The sequence below is a fragment of the Azonexus hydrophilus genome (genome assembly GCF_001956855.1).
In the GTDB taxonomy this organism is placed as follows: domain Bacteria; phylum Pseudomonadota; class Gammaproteobacteria; order Burkholderiales; family Rhodocyclaceae; genus Azonexus; species Azonexus hydrophilus_A.
Map to the genome: position 1 here is coordinate 242,622 of NZ_MTHD01000002.1, position 17,258 is coordinate 259,879.

16 protein-coding genes and 1 riboswitch are annotated in these 17,258 nt (G+C 56.0%); of the genes, 4 read left to right on the forward strand and 12 right to left on the reverse strand.

Features of this window, described 5'->3' with window-relative positions:
• Positions 1-30: 30 nt before the first annotated feature.
• The 6 genes from BJN45_RS05670 to BJN45_RS17545 form a co-directional block, all read right to left on the reverse strand.
• On the reverse strand, positions 31-1,284 hold the full coding sequence (locus BJN45_RS05670) for an STAS-like domain-containing protein (RefSeq protein ID WP_076092999.1): 1,254 nt from the start codon (positions 1,282-1,284) through the stop codon (positions 31-33).
• A 295-nt stretch (positions 1,285-1,579) separates the two neighbouring features.
• On the reverse strand, positions 1,580-3,196 hold the full coding sequence (locus BJN45_RS05675; RefSeq protein WP_076093001.1) for a recombinase family protein: 1,617 nt from the start codon (positions 3,194-3,196) through the stop codon (positions 1,580-1,582).
• A 156-nt stretch (positions 3,197-3,352) separates the two neighbouring features.
• Positions 3,353-3,499 carry a hypothetical protein gene (locus BJN45_RS17750; protein ID WP_170873035.1) on the reverse strand — a complete coding sequence of 49 codons (147 nt, stop codon included), beginning with the start codon at positions 3,497-3,499 and terminating at the stop codon, positions 3,353-3,355.
• Positions 3,500-3,736, reverse strand: coding sequence for a hypothetical protein (locus tag BJN45_RS05680; RefSeq protein ID WP_076093003.1), 237 nt, complete (start codon positions 3,734-3,736; stop codon positions 3,500-3,502).
• A complete protein-coding gene (locus tag BJN45_RS05685; RefSeq protein ID WP_076093005.1) occupies positions 3,730-4,803 on the reverse strand; it encodes a hypothetical protein in 1,074 nt (357 codons plus the stop codon). The genes BJN45_RS05680 and BJN45_RS05685 overlap by 7 nt, the downstream gene beginning before the upstream one ends.
• A gap of 4 nt (positions 4,804-4,807) precedes the next feature.
• Positions 4,808-5,236, reverse strand: coding sequence for a hypothetical protein (locus BJN45_RS17545; RefSeq protein ID WP_076093007.1), 429 nt, complete (start codon positions 5,234-5,236; stop codon positions 4,808-4,810).
• 602 nt (positions 5,237-5,838) lie between these two features.
• Between BJN45_RS17545 and BJN45_RS05695 the strand changes: the two genes are divergently transcribed.
• The 4 genes from BJN45_RS05695 (at position 5,839) to BJN45_RS05705 (ending at position 8,538) form a co-directional block, all read left to right on the forward strand.
• A complete protein-coding gene (locus BJN45_RS05695; protein WP_076093009.1) occupies positions 5,839-6,459 on the forward strand; it encodes a helix-turn-helix domain-containing protein in 621 nt (206 codons plus the stop codon).
• Position 6,460: 1 nt separating this feature from the next.
• Positions 6,461-6,889 carry a hypothetical protein gene (locus BJN45_RS17610; RefSeq protein WP_139326300.1) on the forward strand — a complete coding sequence of 143 codons (429 nt, stop codon included), beginning with the start codon at positions 6,461-6,463 and terminating at the stop codon, positions 6,887-6,889.
• Between the two features lie 386 nt (positions 6,890-7,275).
• Positions 7,276-8,127 carry an ion transporter gene (locus BJN45_RS05700; RefSeq protein WP_240494504.1) on the forward strand — a complete coding sequence of 284 codons (852 nt, stop codon included), beginning with the start codon at positions 7,276-7,278 and terminating at the stop codon, positions 8,125-8,127.
• Between the two features lie 90 nt (positions 8,128-8,217).
• Complete coding sequence (locus BJN45_RS05705) at positions 8,218-8,538, forward strand: hypothetical protein (protein WP_076093013.1); 321 nt, start codon at positions 8,218-8,220, stop codon at positions 8,536-8,538.
• Between the two features lie 105 nt (positions 8,539-8,643).
• On the opposite strand, the gene BJN45_RS05710 is transcribed toward BJN45_RS05705, so the two are convergent.
• From BJN45_RS05710 to BJN45_RS05735, 6 genes are all read right to left on the reverse strand, one after another.
• Complete coding sequence (locus BJN45_RS05710; RefSeq protein WP_083650887.1) at positions 8,644-10,041, reverse strand: diguanylate cyclase; 1,398 nt, start codon at positions 10,039-10,041, stop codon at positions 8,644-8,646.
• Positions 10,042-10,145: 104 nt separating this feature from the next.
• Entirely contained in the window at positions 10,146-10,583 is a 438-nt protein-coding gene (locus tag BJN45_RS05715; RefSeq protein WP_076093015.1) for a response regulator transcription factor, read from the reverse strand.
• Entirely contained in the window at positions 10,580-12,493 is a 1,914-nt protein-coding gene (locus BJN45_RS05720; protein ID WP_076093016.1) for a sensor histidine kinase, read from the reverse strand. Before BJN45_RS05720 ends, BJN45_RS05715 begins: the two co-directional genes overlap by 4 nt.
• 85 nt (positions 12,494-12,578) lie before the next feature.
• Complete coding sequence (locus tag BJN45_RS05725) at positions 12,579-13,955, reverse strand: 3'-5' exonuclease family protein (RefSeq protein WP_076094109.1); 1,377 nt, start codon at positions 13,953-13,955, stop codon at positions 12,579-12,581.
• 88 nt (positions 13,956-14,043) lie between these two features.
• Positions 14,044-16,014: a TonB-dependent receptor family protein gene (locus BJN45_RS05730; RefSeq protein ID WP_076093018.1), complete on the reverse strand. Its 1,971-nt coding sequence runs from the start codon at positions 16,012-16,014 to the stop codon at positions 14,044-14,046.
• Positions 16,015-16,118: 104 nt separating this feature from the next.
• A riboswitch (cobalamin riboswitch) is annotated at positions 16,119-16,325 on the reverse strand.
• Entirely contained in the window at positions 16,322-17,245 is a 924-nt protein-coding gene (locus tag BJN45_RS05735; protein WP_076093020.1) for a LysR substrate-binding domain-containing protein, read from the reverse strand. It overlaps the preceding riboswitch by 4 nt.
• Between the last annotated feature and the right edge of the window lie 13 nt (positions 17,246-17,258).

The window sequence follows — 17,258 nt, forward strand, 5'->3', positions numbered from 1 at the left end:
TTAATCTTCCTCTGTTTTGGCTGTTTCAAATTAATCTGTGGTACCAACCGCCACACGCTGAGCGATTGCTCGATCAATTAGCGATTTAACCGTGCTAGAGACTCCGCTAAATTTAAAACGGCTCATAAATGATATGGCTCCAACCTCAACAAATAGTTTTGCAATTAACTCGTCTGCGAAGCTACTTGAAATGAGAGCGACATCTGAAAAATCAATGACAACAGGATAGTTGGGGCACATCTTCGCCAGGTTTAGTAACTTCTTCCGAAGCGGCGTCCCAGCTATACGGCTACCAAAAGAATTTGTTTCATCTGACACCCTAAAAACAATTGAATCCTCAATAGGATGTTCGTAATATTTTTCAATATGATCCAAAGGCGAGTATTTCTTTCCGCCAAATCTTAGTGCTTCTTCCAGTAAATGTGGAACAGAGAAATTGATTTCAGCAACAACCAATGTGCCCTCATAGGGGATTTTTTCTGAATTTATCCGAAGGCCGTTACGTTCGTTATAAGAAAGTTTTCCATAGCCAGATTCCAATTGGAACTTTCCGCCGCTTCCACTGCATATCTGATAGCTTCCAAATAACCCATTGCCTTGTCCTAACGACTTATCTCTAGTGACCCCCTCACGGATTGCCCGATCCAATGCATCTGCATCAGATGTAATATCTTTGAATCCCTCACGTAGCGAGGTTGGAATCCCAACTCCAGCGTCGGCAACCATGAATAGAAGGCGCTTGGCCTTACTTTTAAATGTCGAGACCTGAACAAAGCCACCGACAGGCGACTGAGAATGAACTAAAACGTTATCTGTTAACTCGTTTATTGACCATTCAAGAGCTGCAAAATCGTTTCTCTCTAAATCAGGAATCGCGCCAAGAATGGCATTGGCAATTCTATTGACAGCCTTAAACTGCTCGTCTGTTGTTTTGTACTGAGTAGCCGGGACTTGTGTGTGACCACGAAAGTTTGATATGTCGTATTGCTTTGGAGAAATAATGTTTGCCCAGTTTGAATTTAAAAACAATCTTTTTATTTTGTCATTATCTGGGAGGGCTAGCTGCGTTCCTATCTGTGCATATTGAAGTCTAGCGACTTGTGCGCATAAGGCCAGCATAGGAGCGGGGAGCGCAGCTGTGCATTTGCTAAAATCAAACTCGACATCTTGGTAACCATCAGTTTGCACCGCGTGATGAATTGCAGCCAGGGGGCGGTGTAAATCAAGAATAGTGAATTCACCTTCAAATACAATACGGTTTTCTGTTCTGTATATATTTGACATAATTACTCTGTTTAGAAGTTGCCGAACAAGATCAAGCTGGCTAGAGTTTCTGGTATTTACAGCAGCACACAGTGATGGATAAAGGATTTACCCAAAATGCATTATCGATTCTCCTCTTCTGTGCTCTTTGAAGCAAGAGTTGTTGATGGGACGAGGCGAAATAGCAAGCGTAGCTGAATCGTAGCTACAAGCCATCAAGTCCAGGTTGCTCTGGGCTTTTTTTGGCTACAAATCACATTTGCGAGTGTTGTAAGGTGCTGATTTATATAATTTTATGGATTGACTGTTGATTCTGTTAATCCGTAGGTCCCTGGTTCGAGCCCAGGTCGGGGAGCCAACCGAATACAGATTTGGGCACTTCAACAGAAGTGCCCTTTTTTGTATCTGCGACAGCCATTGCCAGTGCAAGACTGTTGCCCGTGACAACGGCTTCGTTGCCGGTGACACGAATCTCGCCAATGATCTGACGCAGATACGCCTTGGCAAAGCCGCTGTCGCGGTCGTGCAGTTTCTCTTTCAGTGCCTTGCAGAACAGTTCCACCTGACGCGGACGAATGGCCGGCATGTCGGCACGGCGTTTGTGCGAGGCGATTTCGGTCAGCACCTCCTGGCGCCGTGTTTGCAGTCGCCGGCTACGCTGCTGGAGTAGTTCATCCAGCGGCAGGATGCCTTTTTCCACAGCTTCAAAGAGTCGTTCGCTGGCCTGTTGCAACTCGCTCAGTTCAACCTGCAACGCCTTCACGCCCTGTTCGTCCTTTGCCTGCGTGGCTTTGATCTGCGTTTGCAGCCGCGCCAGAATCTGTTTGACCCGGTCCGGTGTGAATAGCTTATCTGCCAGGGCATCGAGTACAGCGGTATCCATCTTGTCCATCGGCACCGCTGGATTGCTGCACTGCTGGATGTGCTTGGCAATGCGCGTGTTGCACTTGTAGTAACGATATTGCCCACCCTTGCCGGTGGCCGTGGTCATGCCCGCACCGCAGCAACCGCACTTGATCATCCCGGTCAGCAGCGTTTCGCTGGTCAGCGTTCTGGACGGCACCTGATCGAAGGCACGGGAAGCCTTGCGGCCTTTCACTTCCTGAAAGGTCTGCACATCGATGATCGGATCGACTTTCAGCAGAATCCACTCCGATTCCGGTTTCAACCGGCGGGATTTGTTCTCCATCCGGTTGAAGTAGTAGTCGCCAACATAGGTAGCGTTCGACAGCACTTCATGGACCCGCGAACGTGTCCATGAAGCATTGCGATGCTTCCGGCCAGCCTCGTTCAGATAGCTGGCGATCTGCTTGGTGCCCATCGGGCCATGACCCTTGCCGTTCAGATACAGATCGAAGATTTGCCGCACGACTGCGGACTCAGCCGGGTCAATCGCCAGTTGCTGCTTGCGCTTGCCCTTGTTGCCCAGCTTCTCCGCTTCAATGGTCTTGTAACCAAAGGGCGGGCGCGAACCATTCCAGAAGCCTTGCCGGGCGTTTTCTTTCATCGCCCGCAACGTGTGCTTGCCGTTTTCCTTGCTCTGGTACTCATCGAAGATCGAGAAGATTTTACGGGCCATCTCGCCGGAAGGATCGTCGCTGGTCTGCTGCGTGATCGAAACCAGCTTCACCCCGGCACGTTTTAATTTGCGTTCATACAAGGCGAATTCCAGCGAGTCCCGGAAGAAGCGCGACAAGCTATGAACGATGATCGCTTCAAAGGGCGCCGGAGTTTTGGTCGCTTCGGCAATCATTTCCTGAAACACCGGGCGCCGGTCATCGGTGGCCGATGCACCAGCCTCGATATACGTCTCACCAATCAGATAGCCATGGCCCTTGCACCATTCCTGCATCTGCCGCAGCTGGTCAGGAATCGACAAGTCCTTGTCAGCCTGTTTGACCGTTGAAACCCGTGCATAAAGAGCAACTGCCATATCGTCCTCCGTATATACCCCGCCGCATACGACATGCAGGGGTTATAGGCAATCATCATGGCCTGTCAAGGCAGCCTTGCGGTGGTTACACCATCCTTGACAGGCCATGCTGATTACCTGAATTGGTCTGCATGCCGAATGCGGCACTTTGTTTGCTCAATCGTCCTCGCTATCGTCCAGCCGCAGCACCAACACCAGCAGTTCGCCGAGCATTGAGGCAATCAATTCGATTTCGGCTTCACTGGGTACTGACGGCACAAGCGCATCAGGCAGAATCAGGTGGATCGTGGATTGTTTGCTCACTCATCGTGGCACCCCCTTTCCTGCGGTCTTGGCCCGCCCGTTCCTGTCCATGCCGTGTTGCTGCACCAGCGCCTCCAATTCCGGTAGGAAGCTCTGGTTTCCAAATTCATCGAGAACAACTTTTCTGTAGGCTTGATGCTGATGAGGCGACGGCATACCAACCGCCGCCGTGTCGAGGATGCGGCTAACCCGCTGCATCAAAAGACGCATGATGGCCTCGGTCAGTGGATTCACCATTGCCCAAGCCTCATTTCGTCATAGCGCCGCCGCACATCGGTTTCCCAGGTCAGATCGTCGTGAATCCGATCCAGTTTTTTGCGCAGCAGTGCGAAACTTTCATCGAAGCCGATTTCGGGCGTCTTGCGTTTGATACCGTGAATGGCGCCAAGGCGTTTCAGGTAGCCATAGACGCTGATCGCCATCCGGGTTTCACGCTCTTCCAATAGCGCGAGCGTATCCAGTTCCCGAACGACACCGAGACCAGCCATTTGGCGAACCCGTTCCTGCAAGTCTGCCCACACCGGATGCACTGGCCAGCGCGAACGGTTGCTATCGTCAGTTTGAATGCGCAGGGTTGTATGGTCATGGACCAGTACCCGCAGCAAATCGCCCTGGCGTTCTTCCAGGTCGGCAAAGGTCTGAATGCCGAAGGTACGCAGCCACGCCTTGCGAATCTGCCATTCAATGCGCCAGACGTTTTCTGAACACTGCCAGAGATCGAAGAACCACGTTTTAGCGCTCTTCTCCTGAATCTCATCGACCTTGTTATAGACCCGCAAGACGACATCACCTTCGCCGAATCCGAACGTCTGCACCTTCCGGTTTTTGCGGAACTGCTTGTCCTTGGTCGTCGCGCTGACGAAGTTGTCTTCGTTGAAATCGATGGCCGGGATTTGATAGTCGAACGTGAAATCAACCCGTGACAGGTGTTCCGGCATGAAAGTCGTATAGCCAACTGATGCCGCCCAATCGAGAAAGCGCCGATGCAGTGCCGATGCCCCGTATTGCCACAGTGCGAAGCTGCGGTAGGTGACAAAGAAATTCGGTTTGTTGAATTCGCCGAACTGGATACTGAAGGCATCGTTCTCAATCAGGAAGGGATAACCGCTGCCGGTACCGTGGGACGCCAGCAGGAAGGTTTCCGAACCCAGCTTGATTGCCTTGGGATGGCGAATCTTGGCAAGGCGCAGGGATTCCTTTTCAACGGTCAGACGGGTGAAGTCGAGCGAGCAATCGGACAGTGCCGCGAGGTAATACGCGCACTCGATGGTGTCGTGGCCGAAAAGAAGGAATTGAACGTTCATCGCTTCACTTCTTGAATTGTTGTTCGGTCACATACTGGTCTTTGAATAAAGGTTCAGGCTTTTCGTTGCCAAGCTCTCCCTCTAGTTCAAAGAAATGTTTGTTGGCCAGCGAACGAAAAGTGCCGCGAGGGCCGCCCAGATAAAAAAGTGGTTCGTACGCTTCGCCCAGGTGTTCAGCCACGAAGCGTTCGTGGTGTTCTTCCTCTGGTGGCAGAGGATGACCAATCGCTTCTGGGAGATTTTGCTCCAGTTCATCAAGAGCTGAAGTGAGAAGGTCGGCAATGATCTGGGTACGGCTTTTTTGCGGGTACATCTCGCACAACGCAGCAATCTTTGCAGCGACGTGGATAGGCAACCGAAAGGAGAACTGCTTGGGTGTTAGGCGCGTGTTGTCAGGCGATGCCCATGCGTCGTGAAGGTTGGATGCTTTCATGAGAACACCGATCAAATGTTGTTAAACATTCGCGCAATGTACGCTCTGCTTTTTGCCATGTCAAACGATTCTGGTCGGCATCAACGCCGTGCGGAGCGCGTCGCTCCGCTGCCGTGCTGCGCACGGCGTTGATGCCTAGTCGATATGTCGTTTTGATTGTGTCAAAGAAGGCAGTGTCATAGACTGCGGTTTTCAATGTATCCATAGCCCCCCGTGTTACTTGGGTGGGGAGGGGGTTAGTTTGAGCAAACGAAGTCCTAAATCAGTACCTGCTGCAATGAACCCCAATGTATCGCAAAATTGCGATACACTTGGGTGGGCTTTCAGAGTCTACGTGTCGCCAACGGAACGAAGCGCCCAGAAAGAGGTCGACTGTCAGAGTGCTATAGCGATAATTAATTTGAAAACTAGGTTGCGATATTTAGCTAACACTCCAAAGATCGACTGGAAGAAGCCGCATGCTAGGAAACTGAAGGGCGTTAAAGATATATATGAAATTCGATTTGAGGCAAACAACGTACAGCACCGGCCCCTCGGTTTTTTTGGGCTTGGTTTAAAAGAGTTTACTATTCTTTTGTGGGCTACCCATAAGCAAGATATTTATGACCCAAGTGAAGCTATCGAAACCGCTGAAAAAAGACGAGGCCAAGTTGAGAGAGGTCAAGCCAGTAGTGTGCCTCTCAAAATTAATGGAAAGCACTTTCCATGATATTCATGACGCAAGCGTACGAGAGGCTTATGTCGAAGCAGAACTGGTTAATGGACTAGCTCATCAAATACGAATTATTCGTCAGCAACGCGGCTGGTCTCAGAAAGATTTTGCCAAAAAACTAGGAACAACTCAAACAACTGTTTCTAGATTAGAAGATCCATCGTACGGTCGGTATAGCATCCGCTCGCTTTTATCGGTTAGCAAGGTGTTTGATGTTGCTCTATTTGTTCGTTACCTTCCGTTTTCTAAGTTTGTGCCTTCTGTCTGGGATACTTCCCCAGAAAATTTTGAAGCAGCACCTTATGCTGAGGAAATATCTTCTATTGAATTTTTCGATGAACGGGAAGATTCTTTCTACTGCAAAGCGTTGATTGGCAATAGGGGGGCTAACTGTTATACAGAGGTTGATTTTTCGAGCATTAACAATTCGTTAGATGTTGTGATGGCGCTAGATGCTTGCACTGTGTTAACCGAAACGCCGGTTTTTGAATTCAAATATTTGGATGAATAATATGGATAACAGCACAAACTATGATATTTTAGTTGCTGAAAAATTTCAATTAAACGGCAGATTAACATCACCCGAGTACTATGTTGACGGAATTAGCCAAATGTTTCTCGGTTATCCAATTACTAAAACACTATTTCACACAATTGCATACCCGGGAAATGGTGATCGTAAAGAGCAAAGAAAAGCTTCGCACCTTTTAACGATGCCGACAATTCGGGCAGTTGAGTATGCGAACCTAATTTTGACTGCAGCAAAAAACTCAGAGCCTCAACTATTGGAAGATATAAGTCCACGCGAGAGGAAAAAACTACTCGGCATACTTAACCGGTTTCAATTAGACGAGGAGGCTTCTCAGCAAATGACAAATTTGTCTTCTACTATTCCTGAGAAAAATCCTAAGTCTGGAAAATTGCCGAAGACGGAAAAGTAACGGTTAATTTTTATAAATTTTGTACGGTAAGCACGAAATTTATAATTGTGGCCGCATTGCTCATTTTTGTCAGAAAATAAAGGCAAGGCGCCAGTTCTCTGAAGTGTATGAGTTGGCGAGCCATAGATTCAAGCAAAAAGCCCACTTTTCGAAGTGGGCTTTTTGCGTTTCTACGGGGGGTTTTAATATGCGAATTTGGCTTGTCTGATTTCGAAAATATGCTTTTGTTGTATGTGTTTAAAATAATTATTTCCGGGTTTTTATTTGTTTTGATTTTGATCAAATAACTTGATCTTCTCGGTTACACTCCGGATGCTCCGCGCTTGAATGAGTATGGCATTCTCTGGCCGGATTCCTTTTTTTCATTATTCATCAAGGAAATTCAAGTGAGTTCAGCAAGCGAACAATCACCCGGCATGGTTGAGCGGGCGGGTACCTGGGTCGAGAGTGGCCCGGTACAAAAGTTCATCATGATCCTGATCATCATCAACGCAATTACGCTTGGCCTGGATACTTCGCCGTCCATCGTGGCCACCTATGGTGCCATTCTGGGCTTGATCGATGGTTGCATCCTGAGCGTTTTTGTCGCCGAACTGGTTGTCAGGATTGCCTACCGGCGCGGATCGTTCTTTCGTGATGGCTGGAGTCTCTTCGATCTCGCGGTAGTTGCCATCGCCCTGGCGCCGACCAGTCCGGGCCTGGCGGTGCTGCGCTCCTTGCGTGTGCTGCGCGTGTTGCGGCTGATTACCGTTGTTCCACGCCTGAAAATGATCGTTTCCGCGCTGCTTTCGTCATTGCCCGGACTGGGCATGATTGCGGGGTTGCAGGCGCTGCTGTTCTACGTTGCTGCAGTCATTTCGACGAAGATGTTCGGGGCCGATTTTCCCGAGTGGTTCGGAACGATTGGCGCTTCGTTTTACACGCTGTTCCAGGTCATGACCCTGGAAAGCTGGTCGATGGGTATCGTTCGGCCGGTGATGGAGAAATTCCCGCTGGCATGGTTGTACTTCGTGCCTTTCATCCTGATTGCCACCTTCACCATGCTGAACCTGTTCATTGCCGTGATCGTCAATGCGATGCAGTCGCTTCACGATGAGGAAAAGCAGGAAGTGAATGACGAGTTGCGTGCTGTCGCGCATGACGAGTCGGCGAGCATTGTTGCCGAGTTGAAGAACCTGCGCGAAGAGGTCAGCGCGCTGCGTCTGGCCATGGGAAGTTCCGGGAAAACCGATATTTGATTTTGCAGTTGTTGTTGCTGGTGCAGTGCGGTGGATTTTTCGCCGGGGGTAGAAGTTTCCTGATTGCTTGAAAATCATTTTGGATATTTTATGAAAAAATCAATTGTTATATCCGTTATTGCCCTGGCCTTTTCTGCCTCGATCGGTGTTTCTCATGCCAAGGGCGATTACAACGATGTTCCGAAGGATGACAAGCAGTATAAAAAGTGTATTGCCAGCTCGAATAAAAACTACGAAGGCGGGGAGGCAAAAAGCCCGATAGCCGGACAGACCAAAGCCCAGGCTTTCTGCGAATGCGTATGGAATGAAACCCCGGAAGAGTTTTCCGGTGATCTGGCCAAGTTTGCCGAGAGCAAGAAGGGCAAGGAGATCAACAAGATTTGCGAGAAATATTCGAACTGGGGTGAATGACTGCAGTTCTTCCACCTGTCGAATTTCCCGGAAGGTTTTTCCTGGCGGTGGAATTCGGTGAATGGATAAGCACTGAAACGGGCAATTCTCAGGAATTGCCCGTTTTTATTCACCTACAACCCGGTTGCGGCCAGCATTCTTGGCGCTGTAGAGCGCCCGGTCGGCACGGGCGACAAGATCGTTGGGATGGTCGCCGGTACGGTAGGTGGCGATGCCGAAGCTGGCGCTCTGCCGGCCGATAGTCGTGAAATCATGGCCTTCGATTGCCTTGCGCAGGTTTTCGGCAAGGCTGCGGGCGCCGGATTCGTCGGTGTGCGGGCAGATGATCATGAATTCCTCGCCGCCCCAGCGGCCGACGATGTCGGTTTCACGGCTGCTGGTTTGCAGCAGTGCGGCGATTTCGACGAGGATACGGTCGCCGGCCTGGTGTCCATGGGTGTCGTTCACGCGCTTGAAGTGGTCGATGTCGAGCAGGATGATGCTGAACGGATGAACGTAACGCTGCGAGCGCTGGATTTCGCTTTCCAGCACTTCGTCGATTTTCAGGCGGTTGAATATCCCCGTGAGCTTGTCGGTAACGGAGAGACGTTCCAGTTCCCGGTTGAGCAGGCTGAGCTTGCGCATCCAGTAGCCAGCAAACAGTGCTGCGATCAGGGTGGCGATCACCAGTTTCCAGAGCAGTCCGTAATCAAAACCCTGTTGTATGGTGATCGGTACATGGCGGTTGGCGATCATTTCCCTGTCCTGTGCCGTGAGCGTTTTTACCCCCTTGTCCAGGATGTCGCGCAGGACTGGCTCGGAGCTGATGATGCCGATGCGCAGCTGGTTGCTCAACTCCGGTACCTGGCCGGCGATCTTGAGATTGAACAGGCCTTCCTTGCGGATGGCGTAGGCGGCAACGATCAGCGAACGGACGGTCAGGTCGGCCTTGCGCTCGGAAACGAGGGCGACGGCTTCCGGTTCGTTGTTGGTGAGGATGATCCGCAGGTTGGGATAGTCCCGGCGTACGTGTTCCTCGACCATCGTGCCTCGGGGCAATGCGATGCTTTCATTGCTCAGTCCGCGGATATCGCCGATGTAGGGGTGTTCCTCGCGGGCAATGATGATGTTCGGGTCGAGAAAGATCGGGTCGGTGAAGCTCAGCCATTGATCGCGTGCCGGCGTCTTGTTGAGGAAACTCATGATCTGGCAGCGTCCGGCTTTGGAGGCGGTGATGCTCTCGTCCCAGGTGCGGGTGGGCAGAAGTTCGATTTTCAGGCCAGTGCGTTGTGCGACCCGTTGTACCAGGTCGGCGGCTATTCCTTCGTGCTGCCCGTTTTCGTCAATACGCTCGAAGGGTTCCCAGTCGGGATCGACGCACATCGTGATGGCACGCTTCTGATCGATGTAGGCGCGCTCCTCGGCGCTGAAATCGATGGCAGGTACCGCGCTGTCGAGTGCGCGGGCAACGGATGGCAATCCTGTCAGACAGGTGATGCACAGGATCACTGCTTGCAGGCGCATTCGAATTCCGTTTTTCGGGTGAGGTGGATACCTTACCGGAAACAGCCGCGGGCGTGCTATCCAGTTGATCGCTGGCGTTCTGACAGAAGGAAAAAACGGTGCATTTATCCCGGCGAAGCGGGCGATGATCCGGAGCCGAGCGCTTCCACAATATCCGCCCGGTGCGCCTGCTGGCCGCTGCTGCTCGCCAGCCGCCTGATCAGCACGGCCTCAGCGCTGGTCAGGGTGATCGACTGGTTGTCCGAGGTATTGAGGCAAAGCTGGCTGGTGTCGAACTGCCAATACCGGGAGGGCGCCATCTCCGGCAGCGGGCCGCGTGTCCTGGCCTCGATGACGGCAATCAGCTCTTCCATGGCGACGGGTTTGCACAGGTAGTTGTCGGCACCCTGGCGGTGACCAGTGATGCGGTCGTTCAGTGTGATCTGGGCAGTCAGCATCACGATGCCCAGGTTGGGATGGCGCTGGCGCAAGCGCGCAGCGATGCTCAAGCCGTCTTCATCCAGCAGATCCTGATTGTCTTCCACGACGGCAATCCGGATCATTGCTCGGGCTCCCGGGGAGGGACGGGGATTTCCAGAGTGAACGCGATTTCGTCATCCTCTCCCGTTTCAAGGCGGACGCTGCCGCCATGCAGTTCAGCGATGCGGCGAACCAGATACAGCCCCAGTCCTGCGCCGGGAACACTGTCATCCTGCGGTCCACGGACATAACTGTCAAAAATCGCATCCCGCATCGCGGGCGGGATGGCCGGCCCCTGGTTGCGAACCGTGAAGCGCAGCAGAGTGTCGTCGCCTTCCAGTTCAAGATGAACATGGCTTGCCGGTGGTGCATATTTCAAGGCGTTGTTCAGCAGGTTGCGCAAGGCAACCTGCAGCAGCAGCGGGTCAGCCTGCAGGCGGGTGGTGCCGTGGATCCGGGTCAGTATCCGGTGTTCGGCATCCAGTTGGGCAACGGTTTCCTGGCACAGAATGCTTGCGTCCATCGGTACCGGGCGGATGGTCAGCGTTTCGTCGTCTACCCGGTCCTTGTCCAGGAACTGTTCGGTAAGTGCCCCCATGCGCGAGACGCCACGCCGGATGCGTTCCAGCCGGCGCAGCACGTTGGGGTCGTTACTGTTCAGCAGATAGCCAAGCGACTGTGCGGCACCGTCGATGATCGCCAGCGGTGTCCGGACCTCGTGGGACAGCGTGGCGATGAAACGGCTCTGCTCGCGCCGGGCCAGGCGTTCCTGTGCGCCGCGCATTTCCGCCAGCTGGATACGCTCGCGGGACAGCCGGTTTTCCTGATCGATGGCGCGGACCCGCTGCACCAGAACCAGTGCCAGGGACAGGATGGTGAATAGCGAGCCGATCTGGAATCCGTTGATCATCCAGAAGTCGCCGGGCAGGATGCCGAGCAGGGTCAATGTGACCGACAGCGAGCCGAGCAGGACTGTGGTGTGGGCGGTGATCAGCAAGTAGCCGCCCGGCAGTCCGCGATGCCAGAGCTGCACGCTGCGGAACATGCCGGTGACCGAGATCAGCAACAGGCCATAGACCAGCGGTGTTGCGATTTCCGTGTACAGGTCGAAAAACGGTGTTGGCAGACAGATTATGGAAAACCACTGGACGCTGCGATAGATCAGGTTGAGTAGCGGCGTCCGCTGGTCGATGTCAAGAACCAGGCGGTAGAACAAGGCACCCGAGACGCCGGTCAGCAGTGTGCCCAGTGACGGGCCGAGATTGCTCAGCCATGGATGCTCGGGGAGCAGGTATTGCGCCGCGAAGCCGTTCAGGCTGAAGACCAGCAGCAGGCCGCTGCCGACGTAGAAGAGATAGGCGCGGTGCAAGGGGATGGAGCGCCACAGTCCCTGCCAGAGATTGATGATGAAAATCGTCAGCACTACACCGTAATAGATCCCCAGCAGTCCGTACTCGCCTGCTTCGGAGGCATGAAAATCCGCCGGGCTCCACTGGCGAAGAATTAGCAGGGAGCTGCTGCTGGTTTCCAGGCGCAGGTACAGGGTCAGGGGCTGCTGGTCGGGAAATTCCACCGGTAGTACAAAGCTGCGATAAGGAATTTCCCGGCTCGAGAATGGCAAGGTGTCGCCGGCGCGTTGTTCGGTGAACTGCCCGGGGCGATGCGGGTCCGGTTGATAAAGCCGGATATCGTCGAGGTAGGAGGGGTGGATTTCAAGCCAGGATACCAGCGGTCCTGAACTGCCATCGTCAGCGGCAGGTGCCTGCAGCGTGAAGCGGAACCAGTGCACCTTGCGTGTATAGCCCCCCGAAAAACCATGGCGAAGATCGCGAAAATCATTGATGCGTGCCGGGCTGCTGATACTGTCGATGCTTTCCTGACCGTTTGCGTCGATCAGCACGGCGAGCGGCACGGCCTGTCCGGTGGCTGCCAGGCCGGTGAGCGGCAGGATCAGTGCCAGCAGGAACAGGAAGGTGCGGAAAAGGCCCGGCATGAATGCAAGCGTTGAGAGGACGGTGAATGGATGGGTCGCATTATGTCGCAATTCACCAGCCGTCGCGGATGCCGAAGCTGCCGGCCTAGCCGCTGACGGGCCGCATGCTGCCGATGTGCTTGCACAATATCTTGTAGGTGTCGCGGTCGAAGGGCGGGCGCTGCGTGTCGAGCAGGGCGTGCAGTTCGTCGTCGCTGCGGGCCGTGCCGAGGTAGCGCCAGGCGTCGATCAAGTGGGCTTCGTCGCCTTCGCGGATGACGGCCGGGCCGGGGAAGGGCCAGCTGGCGAGTTTCAGCGTCACCATCGCACCGAGCAGCCGCATGCTGTGTTTGGCCAGCGGCTCCTTGCCGACACAGCCGCCCTTGCAGCGCCGCGTCTGGTGGCCGAAACAGGGCTTGTCGCCGACCTGGCGGTCGAGCCCGCTGAGGATGTCGCATAGCTGGTGCGCTTCGACCAGCTTGCGCAAAGTCTGGGTCGCTTCGCGGGCGTTCTTGAACAGCCCGTAGCAGGCGCTGTCGATGCCGAAACCGATCTCGCCGGCCAGGCTGAGTCCCGGGCGCAGCCAGCCGTCGCCGGCGTCGACCAGCGTCCACGTGCATACCTCGTCGTTGCGCCGCAACTGGCGGTTCTGCGTCGGCTGCATGGTCTTGACCAGCGCCGCTTCGCGCAGCAGCGCGCCGATCTCGCCGGCGGTCTCGATCCAGTCGATGCGCCGGGTCTGTTGCGCCAGCGTCATCTCGCGCGCCGAACGATGGTCGGCGGAAAAATGCGACAGGACCCGGCTGCGGATGTTCTTGCCCTTGCCGATGTACAGCGGCAGGTCGCCGTGCTCGCTGGCTTCGCCGTAGAAGAGATAAACGCCGGGTGTTTCCGGCAACTCGTCGATGATCGATGCGTCGAGGTGCGGCGGCAGGCTGGGGTGGGTGTTGAGCGTCTTCAGCGCGGCGTCGATGTCGGCGCTGCTGCGGTCGACGTGGATTTTTTGCCAGAATTGGTGGATCAGTTGCGCATCGGCCAGCGCCCGGTGGCGGCCATTGGCGATCAGGCTGTGGCGCTCGATCAGGCTGTCCAGGCTGTGGCGCTTGAACTCCGGGTAGAGCGTGCGCGACAGCTTGACGGTGCACAGCACCGGGGCGCGGAAATCGACGCCGGTGCGCTTGAATTCGTTCTTCAGGAAACCGTAGTCGAAACGCGCGTTGTGGGCGATGAACAGCCGCCCGCGCAAGCGGCGCAGGACTTCTTCGGCGACTTCGGCAAACGGCGGTGCATCGGCGACCATGGCATTGCTGATGCCGGTCAGGTTTTCGATGAAGGGCGAGATGCGCGTGCCCGGATTGACCAGTTGCTGCCACTCGCGCACGGTGCCGTCGGCATCGACTTCGACGATGCCGATTTCGGTGATGCGGTCGCTGGTGGCGGTGGCGCCGGTGGTTTCGAGGTCGACAAAGGCGAGGGCAGTCATGCACGGCATTTTCTCATGACTGCTGCGGTCGACCGCAAGAAAGTAGCCGAAATCGCCGCCCTCGCCGGGGCGGCTTTCCCGGCACCGGTCAGAACCGGTATTCGGCGCTGACGTAGGCGTTGCGGCGATCCTCGGGATAGGCGTTGAACGACGTGTAGGTGCCGTTGACGATGCCGTAGGAGTAGAACTTCCGGTCGAACAGGTTGTTCACGCCGAGCGCCAGACGCCAGTCGCCGAGGTCGTGCGCGATCTTGATGTCGGCGACGGTGTAGGCCGGCATCTGGCGGAAGCGGTTGGCCTGATCGTTGTCGTAGCGCTGACGGCCGGTGTAACTGAGGTTCAGGCCGATCCGGGTGGCGGCGAAGACCTGCCAGCCGAGAGTCAGCGAGACGCGATCCTTCGGTACCAGCGGCACGTCGTTGCCGCTGACATCGACGCCGCCATAGATACCCTGGCGGAAACGCGCCTGGGTGCGCGTGTAGCGGGCGGCGATGTCGAGCGAGTCGCCGATCAGCAGCCGGCCTTCCAGTTCGAGGCCGCGATGGCGCGTCGGCGACAGGTTGATGTTCGAGAAGCTGAGGTGGTTGTAGTGGATCTCGTCGTCGATGTCCATCTCGAACAGGCTGACCCCCAGGCTGGCCTTGCCGCCCTGCCAGCGGGCGCCGATTTCGCGGTCGTGCGAGCGCTGCGGCTTGAGCAGTGTCGGGCAGGGCGCGCTCCAGCAGCGGTTCTCGTCGATATTGGCGACGCGGAAACTGCGGCCGAGCCGGCCATACGCCGAGAAGCCGGCGCCGAGTTCCTGCTGCAACGCCAGCTCGTAGGCCGACAGGGCGTGTTTCTCGGCAGCGTCGCGTGGCACCAGCCGTTCGTGCTGGGTCTGGCGGACGTTTTCCTTGCGGCCACCGATGCTGATGCGGGTGCCGGTGGCGGTGAGGTGCACGTCGTTGCGCAGGTAGAAGGCGCGGTTCTTCTGCTTGCCCGATTCGTCCAGCGCGCTCATGAAACCGGTTGCCGCCGTGTCGTTGTCGTACGACCAGTGGCTCCAGTCGGCACCGACGGTCAGGCTGTTGACAACCTGATCGAAGCCGGTCTGCCAGAGCAGGCGCGGCGACACCGTGGTGACGCCGACATCGGTCCTGGCCAGCGTGCTGCCCCAGGCTGAATTGTTGTACATGTCGGCGCGCTTGTCGCGGCGGCCGATATCCAGCGCCAGCGTCAGCTCGCCGAGGCGTTTTTCGCCCCGCAGGGAAAAGCGCTGACTCTTGCTGTTCAGGTAATCGTCGGGTGTCGTTGCGCCGCGGCGGTCGCTATGCAGCAGCGCTTCGGTGCGGGCGCCCGGCAGGCGCGATTTCTGGTCGTCGACATTGAAACCGAGGGCGACGAAGCCGTTGCGGTTGCCGAAACGCAGTTCGCCGCTGGCGGTATCGAGTTCCGAACGGTTGTTGTCGCGATAGTTGTCGGTGCGGAAACGCTGCGTGTTCAGGCGCAGGCCCCACATTTCACCGCCGGCGCGGAAGCCGCCGCGGATGTCGCGCAGATCGTGGCTGCCGACGCGCGTCGACACATTGCCGGAAAGCGGTGCATTGATCGCCGTCCGGGTGATGATGTTGATCGTGCCACCGCTGGCGCCGCTGCCGTAGAGCACGGCGCCGGCGCCGCGGAGAATTTCGATGCGCTCGATGCTGTCGAGCGGAATGGCCGAGAGCCGGGCGGTCGCCAGTTCGTTTTCGGAAATGCGCTGGCCGTCGACCAGGACCAGCGTGTTCTGCTCGCCGGTCATGCCGAAACCGCGCAGGTCGAGCGGCGAGTCCGGCGTGCCGACGAAGTTGATGCGGCTGTGGACGCCACCGAGCTTGTTGAGGACCTCGGAAACGTTGGTCGCCGAACTGTTGCGGATTTCGTCGGCGGTGATGATCTGCGCGGCGATTGGGTTTTCCTGTTGCGCCGATTCGAAACGGCTGGCCGTGACGACAATGGTGTCGAGTCTGGCTTCGGCATGCAGGCTGCCGGCGAATAGCGGCAGCAGCAAGGCAGCCACGGGTTTGAGGCGGATTTGCATTGATTTTCCCCTTGCCGGCAGCGTCCCCGCATGCCGGTGTGCGATGAAAAAAGTGCAGGGGGAATGGACAGGCTGCAACAGCCGGCGCCACCACCCCGTGGCACTTTCGTGTGATGTCGCAGGCCGGTATCCGGGCTCGCAAGTCTTGACGCGTCGCCTTCCCGGGATGAACCCAGTGGCCTAGTGACGCGCCCGCACTTGCTTACCGTTGCGGGGGCAGCAGCGGAATGGTCCCTGTGGGGGATGCACCGCTTTCCCGTTTAACCGCCGTGGAAAAACCCATCGGCGGCACCTGTAACGCGGCGGATTATAGCGGAAGGCTTACGGTTGCTGTATCCGGGGCAGTGTTTTCGCGAAATTGTTCAAGCAGCCAGATTTTGAAATTTTCAGCGCCGGGACGTAGCTGCGAACGTTTTGGATGGACGAGGTAATAACCGGTGTTGAGTGGCAGGCGCAGGGGGAAGGGTTCGATCAGTCTGTTGCCGGCGATTTCCTCGGTGGTGAGGAGGCGACTGCTCAGTACCAGTCCCTGATTGTGACAGGCGGCATCGATGGCCAGCAGCGCCTGGTCGAAGTGAATGGCTGGAATCAGCCTGCTCTGTTCGGGGGCAAGGTTGGCGAAGTTGCTCAGCCAGTTTGTCCAGTGCGGGTGAAGGGTCGTATTGAGCAATGTGCCGTGGCAGATGTCTTCCGGTCGTTCCAGGCACAGGCGCTGCGCGTAGCCGGGGCTGCAATAGACGCGGGCGTCGTCCGGAAAAAGCAGGGTGGTATCAAGCTCCGGGGCCCTGCCGTCAAAATGGCGGATGGCCAGGTCTACCTGTTCATGTTCGAAGTCGACCAGCGCCGTCGACGAGTTGAGATGCAGTTCGGTATCCGGGTGGCGCGTGAGGAAATCCGCCATGTGCCGGGTGAACCATTTGGCGGCAAAGGTTGGTGGCATCGACAGCCAGACACCGACACGCCGGCTGTGACGCAAGCTGTTGCTGGCATCGCGGATCTGGGTCAAGGCTGGCTGAATGCGCTTCCAGTAAGTCAAGGCCTCGGGTGTCGGCTGTACCTGACGGATGCGTCGGATGAACAGCGCAACGCCAAGCCATGCTTCCAGATTGCGAATCTGCTGGCCGATCGCGCCGGGGGTCACGTACAGGGCCTTGGCCGCCAGGGCGAAGCTGTTCGTGCGCATGGCCGCATCGAAAGCGATCAGTGAATTGAGTGGTGGGTGCTGGTTCATGATGAAGAAAATC